Annotated in this window: 17 protein-coding genes; 12 read left to right on the forward strand and 5 right to left on the reverse strand. The window is 61.3% G+C overall.

The genetic code is table 11. The features are described from left to right. Positions 1–435 carry a DUF2871 domain-containing protein gene (locus KBP54_RS10990; RefSeq protein WP_256005782.1) on the reverse strand — a complete coding sequence of 145 codons (435 nt, stop codon included), beginning with the start codon at positions 433–435 and terminating at the stop codon, positions 1–3. 130 nt (positions 436–565) lie between these two features. Then, positions 566–1,549 (reverse strand): hypothetical protein, encoded by a 984-nt coding sequence (locus KBP54_RS10995; protein WP_256005784.1) that lies wholly within the window; start codon positions 1,547–1,549, stop codon positions 566–568. A 164-nt stretch (positions 1,550–1,713) separates the two neighbouring features. Between KBP54_RS10995 and KBP54_RS11000 the strand changes: the two genes are divergently transcribed. Further along, positions 1,714–2,853: an NAD(P)-dependent malic enzyme gene (locus tag KBP54_RS11000; RefSeq protein ID WP_256005786.1), complete on the forward strand. Its 1,140-nt coding sequence runs from the start codon at positions 1,714–1,716 to the stop codon at positions 2,851–2,853. A gap of 32 nt (positions 2,854–2,885) precedes the next feature. Next, entirely contained in the window at positions 2,886–3,647 is a 762-nt protein-coding gene (locus KBP54_RS11005; RefSeq protein WP_256005787.1) for an HtaA domain-containing protein, read from the forward strand. Here the strand turns inward: KBP54_RS11005 and KBP54_RS11010 are convergent. Further along, a complete protein-coding gene (locus KBP54_RS11010; RefSeq protein ID WP_256005789.1) occupies positions 3,644–4,363 on the reverse strand; it encodes a DUF981 family protein in 720 nt (239 codons plus the stop codon). The two genes, KBP54_RS11005 and KBP54_RS11010, sit on opposite strands and share 4 nt — an antisense overlap. 4 nt (positions 4,364–4,367) lie before the next feature. Next, complete coding sequence (locus KBP54_RS11015) at positions 4,368–4,604, reverse strand: hypothetical protein (RefSeq protein WP_071573698.1); 237 nt, start codon at positions 4,602–4,604, stop codon at positions 4,368–4,370. 840 nt (positions 4,605–5,444) lie between these two features. Here KBP54_RS11015 and KBP54_RS11020 point away from each other — a divergent pair. From KBP54_RS11020 to KBP54_RS11050, 7 genes are all read left to right on the forward strand, one after another. Then, the gene (locus KBP54_RS11020; RefSeq protein ID WP_256005790.1) at positions 5,445–6,539 is read left to right on the forward strand and encodes an ABC transporter substrate-binding protein; all 1,095 of its coding nucleotides are present in this window, start codon (positions 5,445–5,447) and stop codon (positions 6,537–6,539) included. Positions 6,540–6,936: 397 nt separating this feature from the next. Continuing rightward, positions 6,937–8,061: an ABC transporter ATP-binding protein gene (locus KBP54_RS11025; RefSeq protein ID WP_070975516.1), complete on the forward strand. Its 1,125-nt coding sequence runs from the start codon at positions 6,937–6,939 to the stop codon at positions 8,059–8,061. A gap of 9 nt (positions 8,062–8,070) precedes the next feature. Continuing rightward, positions 8,071–9,300 (forward strand): DUF4032 domain-containing protein, encoded by a 1,230-nt coding sequence (locus KBP54_RS11030; protein WP_070478637.1) that lies wholly within the window; start codon positions 8,071–8,073, stop codon positions 9,298–9,300. 124 nt (positions 9,301–9,424) lie between these two features. Next, positions 9,425–10,753, forward strand: a complete 1,329-nt coding sequence (locus KBP54_RS11035; RefSeq protein WP_256005792.1) for an ABC transporter substrate-binding protein — start codon at positions 9,425–9,427, stop codon at positions 10,751–10,753. Between the two features lie 82 nt (positions 10,754–10,835). Next, positions 10,836–11,681, forward strand: a complete 846-nt coding sequence (locus KBP54_RS11040; RefSeq protein WP_070361626.1) for a carbohydrate ABC transporter permease — start codon at positions 10,836–10,838, stop codon at positions 11,679–11,681. Between the two features lie 3 nt (positions 11,682–11,684). After that, positions 11,685–12,563, forward strand: a complete 879-nt coding sequence (locus tag KBP54_RS11045) for a carbohydrate ABC transporter permease (protein WP_256005793.1) — start codon at positions 11,685–11,687, stop codon at positions 12,561–12,563. Between the two features lie 9 nt (positions 12,564–12,572). Beyond that, positions 12,573–13,241: a MusI family membrane protein gene (locus KBP54_RS11050; RefSeq protein WP_256005795.1), complete on the forward strand. Its 669-nt coding sequence runs from the start codon at positions 12,573–12,575 to the stop codon at positions 13,239–13,241. Here KBP54_RS11050 and KBP54_RS11055 read toward each other — a convergent pair. Then, positions 13,238–14,458 (reverse strand): dicarboxylate/amino acid:cation symporter, encoded by a 1,221-nt coding sequence (locus KBP54_RS11055; protein WP_070975436.1) that lies wholly within the window; start codon positions 14,456–14,458, stop codon positions 13,238–13,240. The two genes, KBP54_RS11050 and KBP54_RS11055, sit on opposite strands and share 4 nt — an antisense overlap. 158 nt (positions 14,459–14,616) lie before the next feature. Here KBP54_RS11055 and KBP54_RS11060 point away from each other — a divergent pair, with 158 nt between their 5' ends. From KBP54_RS11060 to KBP54_RS11070, 3 genes are all read left to right on the forward strand, one after another. Beyond that, complete coding sequence (locus KBP54_RS11060) at positions 14,617–15,006, forward strand: SdpI family protein (RefSeq protein ID WP_256005797.1); 390 nt, start codon at positions 14,617–14,619, stop codon at positions 15,004–15,006. Positions 15,007–15,255: 249 nt separating this feature from the next. Then, the gene (locus tag KBP54_RS11065; protein WP_256005799.1) at positions 15,256–16,755 is read left to right on the forward strand and encodes an anthranilate synthase component 1; all 1,500 of its coding nucleotides are present in this window, start codon (positions 15,256–15,258) and stop codon (positions 16,753–16,755) included. Beyond that, positions 16,752–17,342, forward strand: coding sequence for a glutamine amidotransferase-related protein (locus KBP54_RS11070; RefSeq protein WP_256005800.1), 591 nt, complete (start codon positions 16,752–16,754; stop codon positions 17,340–17,342). Before KBP54_RS11065 ends, KBP54_RS11070 begins: the two co-directional genes overlap by 4 nt. Position 17,343: the final 1 nt, after the last annotated feature.

A 17,343-nucleotide genomic window follows, 5' to 3' on the forward strand; every position in this document is an offset into this window, starting at 1 on the left:
CTAGCGCCTTACTGATTCTGGCTCAACAGACTTGAGCGCGCGACCGAGCGCCGCCATGAACAGGCCCAACGCAATCGTGATCGCGATGTGGCCCAAGCCCGCGATACCCGCGATCATCGCCGTGGACTCCTTGCCCTGCACAGTGAGGATGCCGTGCCAGACCATCATGCCCGAGGTCATGAGCACGCCGACGTTGTACACCCAGAAGAACCACGTGAACAGCTTGCCGGACCGCGAAACCTGGAACAGCTTCTCCAACACCAAGAAGATCAACGACATGACGAACCCGAGCACCAACAAGTGCGTGTGCGTCACACCAAGCTGCGTGAACTGGCCCTCCGGGAAATCATTCGCGCGGGTGAACTCGCGGTAGAACAACCCCGCGCCCAACCCAAGCACCAAGTACAACACTGCTGCCCTGTACAACTTCTGCACCTTGCACACTCCTTCTACAACCGCCAACACGGGCGGGAAATCCATTGACACCATCAATGGTGCTGGAGCGGACGCAGAAAGTAATCGCGCAGCAGGTTGAACATTGCGTCAACCGAACGGTTGAGTGGGGTTAGCGCTTGAGCCCATCCACGAACCGCGCGATCATGGGCTCGCCCAGCAGGTACGCGGCGTAGAGACTCAGCCCTGCGATGCCGATCACGATCGACAGCGTGAGCCCAAGGACCATGTCCTCCTGCTGCCGACTCAGGGGTTCCCCGGCCTTGATCTTCGAGGACAACACCTCAAACTCGTTGGCCACTCGCTTCATCCAGGGCTGGCCGGGTGGGCGCGTCCTGGTTTCCGGGGCGAGGAGGCCAGGGGCGTCGTCGTGAATCCCGCACGACTCGGGCTGCGTGCGCGTGTAGGTGGGAACTTCCGTGCTGGCACGGCAGGACTTCGCGGTTACGGAGGTGAGTTTCCACTCGTACCAGGGCTTACCCTGCGGAGTTTCGGTACTGCTGGTCTGCGAGATCACGCCAACGAATGAGAGGGGGTTGCCGGAGTCATCGACGAGCCAGGCGGGCCCGCCCGAGTCGCCCTGGATGAAGGTCTCGTCGGCCTCGACTTTGATCACGCCGTCGCCCGCGCCCTGGATATGCCCGCACACAACCTTGCGTTGCTTCACTGAGTTCGCGCACACTTCCATGTCGGCTTCGAGGGAGTCGTAATCGGCAATTGCATCGCCCGAAAACAGGTTCTGGCCTGCGATGATATCCTCGTACAGTCGCACGGCCATGACGTCGTCGTTTTTGAAGCGGGCGTCGATAAGCCCGGCGCGAGTGCTGTAGCCCACCGCTTGACTCTTCTTGTACAGGATCTCTCCCGCGTCCTGTGAGAAGCAGTGGCGCGCGACGTACGCAGTTTTCGACGCCGCGTCGACATAGCCGACCTGGCACTTCGTGATGCCCACCTCAACAACATCACCCTGGTTCACCACGACGCCGGCGGTGTAGCGCACGGAACTGAGGTCCGCAGCAGCGTTGGGAGCGGCGGCGCCCGCTAGCGCCAGCGTTACTGCTAGCGCTGCAGCTCCGAGTTTAGTTGCGCGTCGCACCTGCGCTCCTTTTGGGTGAAAAACAACATAGTTAAAGACATCTTAGTCTAGTCCACCGCCCCGTTTCCCATGTTTCACGTGAAACACACCGGGGTTAACCCATAGACCCGGGCGCACCACAGCTGTACTATGGGGTCAATCTTTAGGATGACGAAAGGGAAATCATGCAGGGACAGCCAACAACCGAGGAAATCTTCGCAGCTCACGAGGGCGGCAAGCTCTCCATCCAATCGCGGATGGAGGTGAACACCATGCGGGATCTCGCCATCTGCTACACGCCGGGGGTAGCGGAAGTGTGCGAGGCGATCGCGCAGGACCCCGCCCAGGCACGCCGCTACACGGGGGCAGGGAACACCGTCGCCGTCATCACCGACGGCACCGCGGTCCTCGGGCTCGGGGACATCGGCCCCCAAGCATCGCTGCCCGTCATGGAAGGCAAAGCCCAACTCTTCCAGCAGTTCGCTGGACTGAACTCCTTTCCGATCGTCCTCGACACCCAGGACGTCGACGAAATCGTCGACACCGTCGTGCGAATCGCGCCCTCCTTCGCGGCCATCAACCTCGAAGACATCGCCGCGCCACGCTGCTTCGACATCGAACGCCGCCTCGACGAACGCCTCAACATCCCCGTCATGCACGACGACCAGCACGGCACCGCCGTCGTTATCTATGCGGCACTACGCAACGCCGCGCGCGTCCTCGGCCGCACCCTCGCCGACCTGCGCGTTGTCATCTCCGGCGCCGGCGCCGCGGGCATCGCATGCGTCGACATGCTGCTCCACGCCGGCATCCGCGACATCATCGTCCTCGACTCCCAAGGCCCTATCCACGCTGACCGCGTCGGCCTCACCCCCATCAAACAGTCCCTCGCCGCGCGCACCAACCCCCGCAATATCCACACCACCGTCGACGACGCCCTCAGCGACGCCGACACCTTCATCGGCCTCTCGCGCGGCCACATCACCGAGGAGCAAGTCCTCCTCATGTCTGAGGCACCGATCTTGTTCTCGCTGGCCAACCCCACTCCGGAAATCGATCCGGAAGTCGCGCGGCGGCACGGAGGGGTCGTCGCAACGGGGCGCTCGGACATGCCCAACCAGATCAACAACGTCCTCGCGTTCCCCGGCATCTTCCGCGGCGCCATCGACGCCGGCGCCACCCACATCACCCGCCCCATGCTGCTCGCCGCCTCCGAAGCCATCGCCTCACTTATCGACGCCCCCACCGCCCACAACATCGTCCCCCAAGCACTCGACCCCCGCGTGGCACCGGCCGTCGCCAAGGCGGTGGCGGACGCCGTGTAACAGAACAGGTAGCAGGGGGCGATAGTCGCAGTATGAAGAACACTGCACTTGCTAGCGGCGCCGCAATTGCCATCGCCGCATCCACGCTCATCGCCCCACAAGCCACCGCTGCCACCGCTGCCACCCAAGTCGCCAGCGGCACCTTCACCTGGCCAATCAAGCAGTCCCTCCTGCAGGAACTGAACAAGAACGCCAACCTGGTGACCGATGCCGGCGTCTACGCCAAGGACCAAGCCGTCTTCGACCCGAACGCCAACCTGGTCACCTTCCCCCTCGACGTCGCCGACACCCGCCTCGACGCCAACGGCAACGGCGTCCTCCACTTCGACGGCGAACTGAAACTGCACGGCACCGTCGCCCCCAAGGTCGACATCGACGACATCAAAATCACTATCACCGGCACCAACGCCACCATCACCGGCGACATCGAATCCGGAACGGTCATCGAACGCGAACACAACGACGTGGTCCTGGGCACCTTCCAACTCGACAACGCCATCGACCCATCGCAGCCCAACTTTGCCGCCAAGGCCCGCCCTGTCACCTACGGCATCGGCATCACGCCACTCGGCCTCAAAGCCGGCGAGACTCCATCCGACGCCAAGGCCGACCTCAACCTGACCTTCGGCAAGGCCGACCTGAGCTCCCGCCTCGACATCGACACCGAGGACAAGCTCAAAGCCGCAGGCATCGCCCTCGGCGTCCTGGCGGCTCTCGGTGCCATCGTGGCCGTCGTAGCAGGGCCACTGAAGGACCTACTGCCGTTCGACCTACCCGCGAAGCTGCCGTTCTAAAACAGCGGTTCACCCACCGGGTGCATCTCACCGCCACCCTGCAACGGCCACGGGAAGAACCCAACGTGGCCGTAAAACAGGGTCAGGCCGAGGAACACCCACATCATGCCGATGATGAACGTCACCGGCACAAACACCTTCCGGGCAACCGGGCTGGTCAGCACGAACGGGGAAAGCAACGCCGAAAGCCCCGTACCCACATACAAGGTAAACACCATAAACGGCTCAAGCATCGAGCCCGCCAACAAACGCGCAATCGGCTCAACCTCTGGTGGACGCCACTGACCAAAATGCATCCCGGCGATACCAAACATGATCAGGCCAAACCCACCGACCGCAGCCACATACAGAATCGGGCGGAGCGTAGCCACCCAGTCCAAATCACGAATACCGCGGTCAGCACGATCCTCTGCGCGAAGCACGGCAACACCAACGATAAGTGTCATCACACCATAAAATGCGGCCGGTTCACCAAACGTCACATTATCGACCGCACAACAGAACACACCCTCGATCTGTTCCAGCGGCCACGTGAGCATCATATGCACACCCGTCATCCCGAGAAACGCACCGAGGAACACGAACGCCCAGCCAAACCCAGACACTGAGCGGTCTCCGGCTTTCTGCAACGCACGCATGAACAGCGGCACCATCAGCATAATTACACCGACGACCAGTCCCATCGTCGTGTTGTACGTGATACCTTGCATCAACATGGCCCTAGCTCCTCTCCGCCAACAAGTACTGACGAATCGTCATCAACGCAATCATCGAGCAAAAGGCAATCGTCCACGTCAGCGCCCCAAGGTCCTCACCCTTCACGCCGCCCATGACCCAGAAAAACAGCCCACCGACGACCACAAAGATCGTCAATAGCACCCAACTCGCCGTGAGAAGTTTCGACGCCCACCCCTGCGTCTGATCATCAACCGGCACCAGCTCTTTGCCTACATGCATAGTTGTCCTACTTTCACTCAAGAACTGCAGTACGCACGTACTGCTAAAAATGAGGATACCCTAATTATGGCGTTTACCTTGGAATATTTGCCTCTTTTCCCGCGGGCTTTACAAGGGAGAAAATTTGGCTATAATAATTGTCGAGCCTCCTGCCCACGGATTCCCCCCGAGTCCGGTTGAGCACTCAACACCCCCCCATTTTCGAGTGCGAGAGCGCAGGGGGTTCACTCTTTGCGTTTTTATGTTTGAGGCCCTTGCAGGCAGGCCCCGGCCCCGCACCAAATTCCTGGATTTTCCCTAGGTGGGAAGTGGCGTTGGCAAAAGCCCAGGTCGGGGGTCGGCCAGGTGGGAATGTGGTGCGTACACAGAGGCCTCAGTGCCAAGAGACGCATGTTTGAATTCCGGCCTCCACATTTCCGCAGTTCATAAATGTGCTAGAGGTTATCGGTTGCGTTGTTTGGCACTGGCACGCCGAGATACGACACCAAATTCCTGGATTTTGGGAAGCGGCGTTGACAAAAGCCCAGGTCGGGGGTCGGCCAGGTGGGAATGTGGTGCGTACACAGAGGCCTCAGTGCCAAGAGACGCATGTTTGAATTCCGGCCTCCACATTTCCGCAGTTCATAAATGTGCTAGATGTTATAGGTTGCGTCTTCTGGCACTGGCACGCCGAGATACGACACCAAATTCCTGGATTTTGGGAAGTGGCGTCGATAAAAGCTTAGGTCGTTGAACCTGCGTGAGGGAATTTGGTGCGCGGGGAGGGGCGGGTTCGGGCATCGGGGTGTCGGTGGGTACACTGCTGGCGTAATCGCAACCCCTAAGAAGGAGTCTTTTCCTATGCGTCACCACGCCGTAGCCGCAACGTTGTTGACCGCAACACTGCTGGTCACCGGGTGCACCGCCGAAAACTCAGCAGAAAACACAGCCGAAAACACAGCCGAGCAGACGACCCAAACAACCCAGGAGGACACGACCCGCCTGCTCACGGACATCGACGGCACAGACGTGCGGGTGCCGAAGCAGGTGACCCGGTTGGCGGACACGTGGGACGTGAATAACCAGTTCGTGCTGATGCTTGGTGGCGGGGACACCCTGGTGGCCACCACTGAGGAAGCGAAGCAGCTGCCGTGGCTGACGAAGATCTACCCGCACGTGACTGAGTTGCCGACGCCGGCCTCCGGGACGCGCCTCAACGTCGAAGAGCTGAAGGAAATCAACCCAGAAATGCTCCTGACCTCCTCGAAGGAACAGGTCGAGGCGGCACGTGCGCAGGGGATCCCGGCGGCGAGGGTCGACTTTGATGACTTTGAGCAGCTGATGAAGTCCGTGCGCATTACGGCGAACGCGCTGGGCACCGAGGAGGCCGACCAGAAGGCGACCGAGTACGTGACCTACATGGAGCGCAACCTGAAGATGGTCGCGGACCGCCTGGGCGGCATGCCGGGGGAGAAGAAGCCGAAGGTGCTGCACATCGTTGGCGGGGAGGACGTCACGCAGGCGGACGGGCCGGACTCGCTGGTAGGGGAGTGGATTGCAGCGACGGGGGCTCGCAATGTGATCGAGGAGGTTGTGGACGTCACGACCGTCACCCCGCAAGACATTGTCGACGCCGCTCCGGACTTCATCATCGTGGGCGGTACGGAGGCGCAGCTGGGCGTCGATAAGCTGGTGAATGATCCTGCACTGGCGAACGTGCCTGCGGTGAAGCAGGGCAACGTGGTGAAGAACCCGGTGGGGACGTCGAACTGGGGCCGCTACTCGGCGGAGGAGGCGCTGCAGCTGCTGTGGGCCGCGAAGCTGTTCCACACTGAGAAGTTTGAGGACGTCGACCTGGTTGCTGAGACGCAGCAGTTCTACAAGACGTTCTACGACTACGAGCTGAGCACCGAGGACGCGCAGCGGATCCTGGACGGCGAGGGACCGGCGGCTTAAAAAAATTCTAAGAAGGCAAAGAAAAACCCGGCACCTCGTGTTCTAGGTGCCGGGTCTCTGCTTCGAATTTCTCTACTTGGGACTATACGGAACCAGCTGCGAAAAGGGGAATACCCGTAAGAAAATCGGCCTAAACTTTAAAGACAGGGGACAACGAAGGTTTCTTAACTTTCTCTTAATTTCGCGCTGACCTTGGGGTATTCCAAATAGAAAAAAGTTTGAAAAACGGGGACACGTCACGCAGTTCAGCCCCGTACGGGGGGAGGATGTAACGGGGGTAGCGGGAGTGTGACTCGCGACATAGCGAGTATGGGCTTGTGATTCTAGATGGTAGGTTAAGGGAGTACCTTATCCCCACTACGGAACGTTCGGCACGTACCTGCCGATGGAGGACCACATGGCATCAGTAACTTACGACAACGCAACGCGCATCTACCCGGGTGCGACCACGCCGAGTGTCGACAAGCTCAACCTTGAAATCGCGGACGGGGAGTTCCTCGTCCTCGTTGGCCCGTCCGGCTCCGGTAAGTCGACCGCGCTGCGCATGCTCGCCGGTCTCGAGGACACCAACGAAGGCCACATCCGCATCGGCGACCGCGACGTCACCCACGTCAGCCCGAAGGACCGCGACATCGCGATGGTCTTCCAGAACTACGCCCTGTACCCGCACATGACCGTGCGCGAGAACATGGGCTTCGCGCTGAAGATCGCCGGCATGGACAAGGCCGAGATCGACAAGCGAGTGGAAGAGGCCGCGAAGACCCTCGACCTGACCCAGTACCTCGACCGCAAGCCGAAGGCACTGTCCGGTGGTCAGCGCCAGCGCGTGGCCATGGGCCGCGCCATCGTGCGCAAGCCACAGGTCTTCCTTATGGACGAGCCACTGTCCAACCTGGACGCGAAACTGCGTGTGCAGACCCGTACCCAGATCGCGAACCTGCAGCGCCGCATGGGCGTAACCACGCTGTACGTCACCCACGACCAGACGGAAGCCCTCACCATGGGCGACCGCATCGCCGTCCTGAACTTCGGCGTCCTGCAGCAGGTAGGCACCCCGCGTGAGCTCTACGATCACCCGAACAACGTCTTCGTCGCAGGCTTCATCGGCTCCCCAGCCATGAACCTGTCTACCTTCGACGTCGACCTGACCGAAAAGGTGGCCAAGCTCGGCCGCGCCTCCATCCCACTTTCCGACGAGCACATCTCCCACCTCACCGTGGAAGACGACGGCCAGGTCATCCTCGGCTTCCGCCCAGAGTCCCTGCAGGTCGTCGACGAGACCGCGAAGCACTCCATCCCGGTCGAGATCGACTTCGTGGAGGAGCTCGGCTCCGACTCCTACCTGTACGGCCACCTCGCAGGCGGTGGCTGGAAGGAAGAGGGCCTCGAGGAGGAGACCTCCGGCCAGATCGTGGTGCGCACCGCGCCACTGTCCGGCGTGATGAAGGGCGACGTCGTCCACGTCCAGATCGTTGACGGTGGACTCCACGTATTTAGCAAGGCAACTGGCCAGCGGATCTAAGGACACACATTGCGCGAGAAACTCAGCGTTGTCTCGCCCGTCTACGCACCGACGTTGCTGAAAATGCCGTGGGCGCAGCCACTCGAGGACTGGTCCTCCGACCTCCTCGCGGCGCTGCCCCGCGGCATTTCGCGCCACACGGTGCGCCTCATCGAGGCTGACGGGCTGGTCTTCGCAGTCAAGGAAATCGGCGGGGAAGTCGCCTACCACGAGTACAACATGCTCCGGAGGCTTCAAGAGCTCGACGCCCCCTGCGTCGTCCCCGTGGCCGTCATCACGCACCGCGTCGACGAAAACGGCGAGGAACTCACCCCCTGCCTGGTCACGGAGCACCTGCGGTTCTCACTCCCGTACCGCGACGTGTTCTCCCGCGACATCACCGTCGACACCATCAACAAGCTGGTGCGCGCCCTGGCGGTGCTGCTGGTGCGCCTGCACCTGCTCCACTTCTACTGGGGCGACGTCTCCCTGTCCAACACCCTGTTCCGGCGCGACGCCGACCAGTTCTCCGCCTACCTCGTCGACGCCGAAACCGGCGAATTCCACGACCCCATCTCCGACGGTCGACGCCTCTACGACGTCGACGTCGCCCGCGTCAATATCATTGGCGAGATGATGGACCTGCAGGCAGGCGGCTACCTCAGCGAGGACGTCGACGTCATCACCCTTGGCAACGACATCGCCTCCACCTACAACGAACTGTGGGACCTGATGACAGGGGAGCTCATCGTCGAAGGTGACGCGTTCGGGGCGATCGCTGGGCGCGTCGCAAAGATTAATGAGCTGGGCTTCGACGTCGGCGAAGTCGAGATCGAACACGACGGGGAAGACACCTACCGGGTGATCATCGAGCCCGCCGTGTTCTCCACAGGCTTCTACCAGAAAAAACTGCTGCGGCTCACCGGGCTGGAGGTGCAGGACCGGCAGGCGCAGCGCCTCCTCGGCGAGATGGAGGTGTACCGCGCCGTGCGCTACGGCGGCAAACTCCCCCTCGAAGCCGTCGCGCACCGCTGGATGGTAAAGAACTACGAACCCATCGTGGAACTCATCCCGCCGCAGCTGCGCGAGAAGCTCGAACCCGCGCAGATTTTCCACGAAATCCTGGATCACCGCTGGTTCATGAGCCAAAACGACCAACGCTACGTCACCTTGGCCGAGGCGGCGCAGTCCTATTTCGATCATGTGCTGCCGGGGCATCCGGACGAAGCAATCGTCTATAAATTACCCCCGGAGATGTGACGCGGGCCATAATGTTTGCCGTGCTCCATAAATGGTCACTATGCTGAGGTAGTACCTTATAACGCGCCGTGAACCGCATCGGGTAACGCTGGCAAGGAGCACGGCTACACATGAAGGATGGCCCATGAAGAAATTCACGCGAGCTTTTGCCTCAACCGCTGTCGCAGCACTGGCAGCATCCGCCCTCGTCGCCTGTGGCGGCGGTGGCGACACCGAAGGTCCGAACGTCTACTTCCTCAACTTCAAGCCTGAGCAGGACGCGACCTACCAAGCAATCGCCGAAGAGTACACCGCAGAAACTGGCGTCCCAGTCAAGGTCGTCACCGCGGCATCCGGCAACTACGAGCAGACCCTGCGCACCGAGGTCGGCAAGTCCGACGCTCCGACGCTCTTCCAGATGAACGGCCCAACCGGCTTCAAGACCTGGAAGGACTACACCGCAGACCTGTCCGACTTCTCCCTCGCGCAGGACCTCAACGAGGACGTCACCCCGCTCACCGCGGAAGACGGCACCGTCCGAGGCATCCCGTTCGCGGTTGAAGGCTTCGGCATCATCTACAACGAGGAAATCACTGACAAGTACTTCGCACTGCCAAACCCGGCAGTCGCCTCCATGGACGAAGTCAAGAACTTCGAATCCCTGAAGAAGCTCGCCGAAGACATGCAGGCAAAGAAGGACGAGCTCGGCATCGACGGCACCTTCGCCTCCACCTCCCTCACCAGCGGTGAGGACTGGCGCTGGCAGACCCACCTGGCCAACGGCCCAATGCACTTCGAGTTCGAGGACCTCGGCACCACCGACGCAGAGGACGTCACCTTCAAGTACAACAAGGAGTTCAAGAACCTCTTTGACCTGTACCTGAACAACTCCACCGTCGCGCCGACCCTGGCACCGTCCAAGGCAGTGTCCGACTCCATGGCAGAGTTCGCACTCGGCCAGGCAGCCTTCGTCCAGAACGGTAACTGGGCATGGTCGCAGATCGCCGACGTGAACGGCAACGTCGTGAAGGAAGACAAGATCAAGTTCCTCCCGATGTACATGGGCCTCCCAGATGAGGAGAAGACCGGCATCAACGTCGGCACCGAGAACTACCTCGCCATCAACGCCAAGGCTCCAGAAGAGGACCAGCAGGCCACCAAGGACTTCCTGAACTGGCTGTTCACCTCCGAGGCAGGCAAGAAGCACGTCATCGAGGACCTCGGCTTCATCGCGCCGTTCAAGAACTACACGGAGACCGACGTCCCGGCAGACCCACTGGCACGCCAGGTGCAGGAGGCAATCTCCAACACCGAGCTGACCACCCTGCCATGGGACTTCCAGTTCTTCCCATCCCAGCAGTTCAAGGATGACTTCGGCGGCAACCTCGCCCAGTACGCATCCGGCAACATGGAATGGGCAGACGTCGTCGCTAAGTTCAGCGAGGACTGGAAGGCCGAAAAGGGCTCCAACTAAGCACTGAACATGTTGTAAACCAGAGCGCGGGGTGTGCGAACAGCGCACTCCGCGCTTTTTATTCCCCAGATAGGCACCACAAATGCAGCAATCACTGAAGAAATATTTCCCAATCTTCGTACTGCCGACGCTGCTTGCGTTCTTGATCGCCTTCCTTGCCCCATTCGTCATTGGTTTCCTGCTGTCATTCACCAGCTTCCACACCATCACCGACGCAACCTGGGTAGGAGTCGACAACTACGTCCAAGCGTTCCAAGCACGAGAAGGCTTCGTCCGAGCGTTCGGATTCACCGCCCTCGTTTCCATCGTTTCCATCATCACCGTCAACGTCTTCGCGTTTGCAATCGCTTGGACACTGACACGGAAACTCAAAGGCACCAACTTCTTCCGTACCGTATTCTTCATGCCGAACCTCATCGGCGGCATCGTCCTCGGCTACACATGGCAGTCCATGATCAACGCCGTGCTCGCCCAATACGGCACCACGATCGTCTCCGACTGGAAGTACGGCTACCTAGGCCTGGTCATCCTCATTAACTGGCAGCTCGTCGGCTACATGATGATCATCTACATCGCCGGCCTGCAGAACGTGCCACCAGAGCTCATCGAAGCAGCAGAACTCGACGGCGTCTCCAAGTGGGAAATGCTCCGCCACGTGACCATCCCAATGATCATGCCGTCCATCACCATCTGCCTCTTCCTGACCCTGTCCAATACCTTCAAACTCTTCGACCAGAACCTCGCGCTCACCAACGGTGCCCCAGGCGGCGCAACCGAAATGGTCGCCCTGAACATCGTCAACACGATGTTCCTGCGCAACAACGTCGAGGGCGTCGGCCAAGCAAAGGCCGTCATCTTCGTCGTAGTGGTCGTCGTCATCGCAATGTTCCAGCTGCGCGCAACACGCAGCAAGGAAGTGGAGGCATAACCCATGGCAACCAAAACAAAGGCACCCGTCACCGCCTCCGAGGCGAGCGTCAGCGGCCCAGCCAAAATACTCATCTACGCGGTGCTGGTATTCCTCACCGTGGTCTTCCTCGGCCCCATCGCGTTCATCTTCCTGAACTCCTTCAAGCAGAAGTTCGCAATCTCCAACAACCCATTCGCCATCCCACTCGGCGACATGTGGGCCGGATTCGAAAACTACATCACCGGCATCCAAGGCGAAGGCTTCGCATGGGCCATCGTGTGGTCCTTCACCATCACGATCCTCTCCGTCGCCTCCATCGTCTTCTTCTCCTCGATGACCGCCTACTACATCACCCGCGTGAAAACGTGGTGGACGTCCACGCTGTACTACCTGTTCGTGTTCTCCATGGTCATCCCGTTCCAGATGGTGATGTTCCCAACCGTCACCATCGCCGACCGCCTCGGCCTGGCCAACCCGCTCGGCATGGTGGTGCTCTACACCGGCTTCGGTGCAGGCCTATCCGTCTTCATGTTCGCCGGCTTCGTCAAGTCGATCCCGCTCGAAATTGAAGAAGCAGCAACCATCGACGGCTGCAGCCCACTGCAAACGTTCTTCCGCGTCGTCCTCCCGATGCTCAAGCCAACCGCAGTGACCGTCGCCATCCTCAACGCAATGTGGGTCTGGAACGACTACCTGCTGCCATACCTCGTCATCGGCCTGTCCACCCCATACCGCACCATCCCAGTGGTCATCCAGCAGTTCGTTGGATCCCAGGGCAACCGCGACATGGGCGCGATGATGGCAATGCTCGTGCTCGCCATCGTCCCGATCATCATCTTCTACATGTCTTCCCAGAAGCACATCGTAGAAGGTGTCGCAGCTGGCGCCGTGAAGGGATAACATTCTGGCGTGAGCCTTTTCAATCCCGATTCCCGATTTATGTCCGCCTTCACCTTGATGGCGGACATTGTCATTGTCAACATGCTTTTCGTCCTGTCCAGCCTGCCAATCGTGACGGGCGGCATGGCGATCCGCGCCGCGAACGTCGTCACCGGTTACATGGTCGAAGGCCGCGGCTCCCGCTACGGGCTGCACTACCTCCGCGAGTTCCGCTACGGCGGCGGCAAATTCGGCGGCGCCTCCACCCAGTGGTGGGGGATCCTCGTCGCCATCGCCCTCGGCGTCATCTACCAACAGTGGGTCATCTTCCAAGCAAGTATCGACGGCCACCTCCTCAACCTCACGCAAGGGCTCACCCTGTCCGGCATCCTCATCATCGCCGGCATCAGCGTGTGGTTCTTCGCCCTCCAGGCGCAGCTGGACCTCCAGACAACCCCAGAAGGGCAGCAAAAAGCGCCCCTGGGCGAAACCCTGGGGCGCTCCGTGATCCTCACGTTCCAGCAACTGCCACGCACCCTCGGCGCACTCCTGTGCATCGGGGCGGCGGCATCCCTGCCGCTGTGGACCTCAGTTGCCGTGTGGATCCCCGCCTATTTCTTCGCGGTGCCGGCGCTCACACTGTTTCTTGTGCAGCTGCTCGTCGCGGCACCACTCGGGCGGGGGCTCGCAAACGACTAAGCGTCCTGCGCCTGGATCTCCTTGGCGCGTTCCATATCCTGCGTGACGATCTTGCCCTTCGCGAAACGGTTCACAATCATCGCGATCGCGCCGTCACCGGTCACGTTCGCCGCGGTACCGAAGGAGTCAACCACAATGTAAGCGGCGATCATCAGGGAGATCATCGACTCGTCGAAGCCCAGGTTCGCCTGCAGCAGGCCAACCGCGGCCATGATCGCGCCACCAGGCACGCCCGGCGCAGCAATCATCATGATGCCGAGCAGCAGCACGAAACCAACGACGGCGCCACCGGTGATCGGCAGCTGCGCCATGAACACAATCGCCAGGGCGTAGAGCGTAATCTTCATCATCGAACCGGACAGGTGAATCGTCGCACACAATGGCACGATGAAGCCCGCCACGTTCTCGTCCACCTTGTTCTTCAGGGTGGACTGGTAGGTGACCGGAATCGTCGCCGCGGAGGACGACGTACCCAACGCCGTGAAGTACGCCGGCAACATGTTCTTCAGCGCCGTGAACGGGTTCTGGCCCGCCACAGCACCAGCGATCAAGTACTGGCCCAGCACAATCACGATCGTCATGCCGACCGAGAGCAGCAACACCACGCCGAACGCGGCCATCGTCGAACCGAAGTTCTCGTTCATAGCCAGGTTCAGGAACGTACCGAAAATGAACAGCGGCAGCAGCGGAATAACGAAGCTCTGGACCACCTTCATGATCACGTCACGCAGCTCGTTGAGCACCTCGTGCATCGTGCGGGACTTCACCGTGGTCATCGCGATACCAATCACGAACGCGAGCAGCAGCGCCGACATCACCTCAAACGGTGCGGGCATTTCCACCTCGAAGAACGGCGACAGACCGCCCTCGGAGGGGTCGTCGATATCTGTACGCAGCTGCGTACCAGCCAGCAAGGTTGGGTAGAGTGCTGAAGCCACACCCCAGGCGATCAGGCCGGAAATGATCGTGGATCCGTAGGCGACCCCGGCCGTGATACCCAACCACTTACCCGCGCCCTTGCCCAGGCCCGCAATTGCGGGGGCGATCAGGGAGAAGATCAGGATTGGGACGAAGAATCCCAGGAAGTTCGAGAACAGGCCATTGAACGTCACGAAGACGCGCGCGAGCCAGTCAGGAAAGAAAAAACTGCACAGAAAGCCGGCGACGATCGCCACGACAATCCAGAAGAGCAGCGAGCTCAACACTTTCGATTTCATTGTTGCACCTTTAATACGAGGCGATGGACAGATCCACAGGCGAAAAACCTGTGATGGTTATGCTATACGGTATGTTGCTTGCACAGAGCCCTAATGGGCCATTTTCTGACACAAGTTCCATAAATACTATCATTGGGATACTCCTTATAGTATTCACTGTGGCACTTCTCATACCCGGCGTCCTCGCGACCGCCGGGAAGCTGCCCGGCAACGGTGTGATCGGGCTGCGTGTCCCGGAAGTTCGCAAGCACGAGTCCACTTGGCGCCAAGCACACCGCGTCACCGGCCCCTTCTGGGTGCTCGCCGCAGTCGCCTTCGCCATCGGCGCCGCCTTTGCATTTATTGCATACGGCTGGATGTGGATTCTCGTCGCCGTGGCGGTCATCGCCGCACTCGTGAGCATCTCCGTCGGCGGCAACTTCGGAGCCCGCGCCGCCGCGCTTGTCGACGCCGCCCTGGACGCCTCAGACTCAGACTCCTCAGACGAGCCCGCCGTGGACCTCGGCGCGCTACGCAAGGCCGCCGGGAAGGCGGACGAACAGCAGTAGCAGTTTTATATTCACGCTGTACGCAGGGAGTTTGGTGGTTCCGCGTACAGCGTTCGCTCTCTCCGCTACCTTTACACCTATGACTTTCACGACTCAGAAGAACTGGTGGTGGCTCCCGAACACGGCGAGCCGCCTCTTCTAGTACGTTCTAGAGTCCCAACAACGGCCCGCCGGCTTGTAACCACAAGCACCGCGGGCCGTTTGCTTTGGCTCACACGCCCTCGGTGTACCAACACACGAAGGACGACCATGAGCACACACACCACCCGCCGCGTGAAGTACCACGCGGACGCCGCCAGCCTCTTCGCGCATCTCGGCGGCACCACGACCCGGGACACCGTCCTGCTGGAATCCGCCGACATCACCACCCGCTCCGGTATCCAATCAGTCGCGGTGCTGCGGGCCGCGGTGCGCGTCACCTGCTCGGGCAGCCACGTACACGTCGAGCCATTGACCCCCTTCGGGCGCACGGTGGCTGCTCAACTGCGGGAGCAGCTGGGGGAGTACCACGTCGGCGAGAACGTCTACGCGTTTCCGCCTGTTGCCGCTGCTGTTGTTGCGGACGAGCGCGAGCGCCTCACCGCCACCTCTACCGTCGAAGTGTTGCGTGCGCTCCGCCGCTTCGGGTTCCTCGCCGGTGGCTTCGCCTACGACTACCTCGAAACCTTCGAGGAGCTCCCGGCCGTCGCCGACGGCTCCAACACCTACCCCGACTACCAGTTCGTCCTCGCCGAAGTGCTCCTGCGCATCGACCACCAGGCACAGACCGCGACGCTCAGCGGAGTTGGGATTGACGCGTTCGCCGAGCGTATCGACGCCGCTTCGCCCACACCCTTACGTTCTTCGGAGGGGCCCGGCGGCACCCTGGTTGCTCGCGCCGACATCCCCGACGCGCAGTTCTGCGCCGACGTGGAGCGACTCAAGGAGCACATCTACAACGGGGACATCTACCAAGTCGTGCCCGCCCGCAGCTTCATCGCCGACTGCCCGGACGCGTTCGCCGCGTACCTCCAACTGCGCGCGACTAATCCTTCGCCGTACATGTTTTACCAAAGGGGCGTCGATAAGCATGGTGACTCTTTCGAGCTGTTCGGCGCCTCGCCCGAGTCCAACCTGAAGTACACCAACGCCGACCGCGAGGTGCAGCTGTACCCGATCGCGGGGACGCGGCCGCGCGGGCTCGCCGAGGACGGGACGGTCGACCACGAGCTGGACACGCGGATGGAGCTGCAGCTGCGCACCGACGCCAAAGAAGTCGCCGAGCACACCATGCTCGTGGACCTCGCGCGCAACGACGTCGCCCGCGTTGCGGAGCCCGGCACGCGGCGAGTTGCCGAGTTGCTGCAGGTAGACCGGTATTCGCGCGTCATGCACCTCGTGTCCCGGGTCACCGCGCGGCTGGCTGGGGACCTCGACGCACTCGACGCGTACCGGGCGTGCATGAACATGGGCACGCTCACCGGGGCGCCGAAGCTGCGCGCCACTTCGCTGATCCGCTCGCTCGAGGGCGCGCGGCGCGGGTCTTACGGCGGAGCAGTCGGCTACCTGGACAGCAACGGCGACTTTGACACCTGCATCGTGATCCGTTCTGCGTACGTCACCGGCGGGAAGGCGATCGTGCAGGCGGGCGCCGGAGTCGTGCGCGACTCCAACCCGCAGTCCGAAGCCGAGGAGACGCTGCACAAGGCGTACGCGGTACTCAACGCGATCGCGCTGGCCGCCGGCGCAGAACTGGAGGTAATCAAATGATTGTGCTGCTGGATAACCAGGACTCGTTCGTTTACAACTTGGTGGACGCGCTTGCTGAGTATGAGTCAGTAGTGTTCCGTAACACCGTTGATGAGGACTCAATACTGGCGCTGGATCCTTCACTGATCGTGCTTTCACCAGGCCCTGGGTACCCGGCCGATGCCGGCTGCATGCCCGAGCTGATCCGCCGAGCGCAGGGCAGCGTGCCGATGCTCGGCATCTGCCTCGGCTACCAGGCCCTCGTGGAACACTTCGGCGGCACCGTCCAGCCCTGTGGGCCCGTCCACGGCGTCTCGGACACCATGACGCTGACGTCAGCTGGACTCGCGTCCGGACTATTCGACGGCATGACCAGCCAGCTCGGACACCCCGGGCGCGACGTGCCGGTCGCGCGCTACCACTCGCTCGGGGCAGTGTCGCTGCCTGCAGAGATGCACGCGCTGGCCCGCACCGGGGACATCGTCATGGCCGCCGCAACCGACGACGGCATGTCCATCGGGCTGCAGTTCCACCCCGAATCGATCCTCACACCCGCAGGCCCAACGATGCTGCGCCGGTGCGTCAATAGGCTGAAGAAAGGAAACTAAC

This window comes from Corynebacterium pseudogenitalium (assembly GCF_024453815.1).
GTDB classification, from domain to species: Bacteria; Actinomycetota; Actinomycetes; order Mycobacteriales; family Mycobacteriaceae; genus Corynebacterium; species Corynebacterium pseudogenitalium.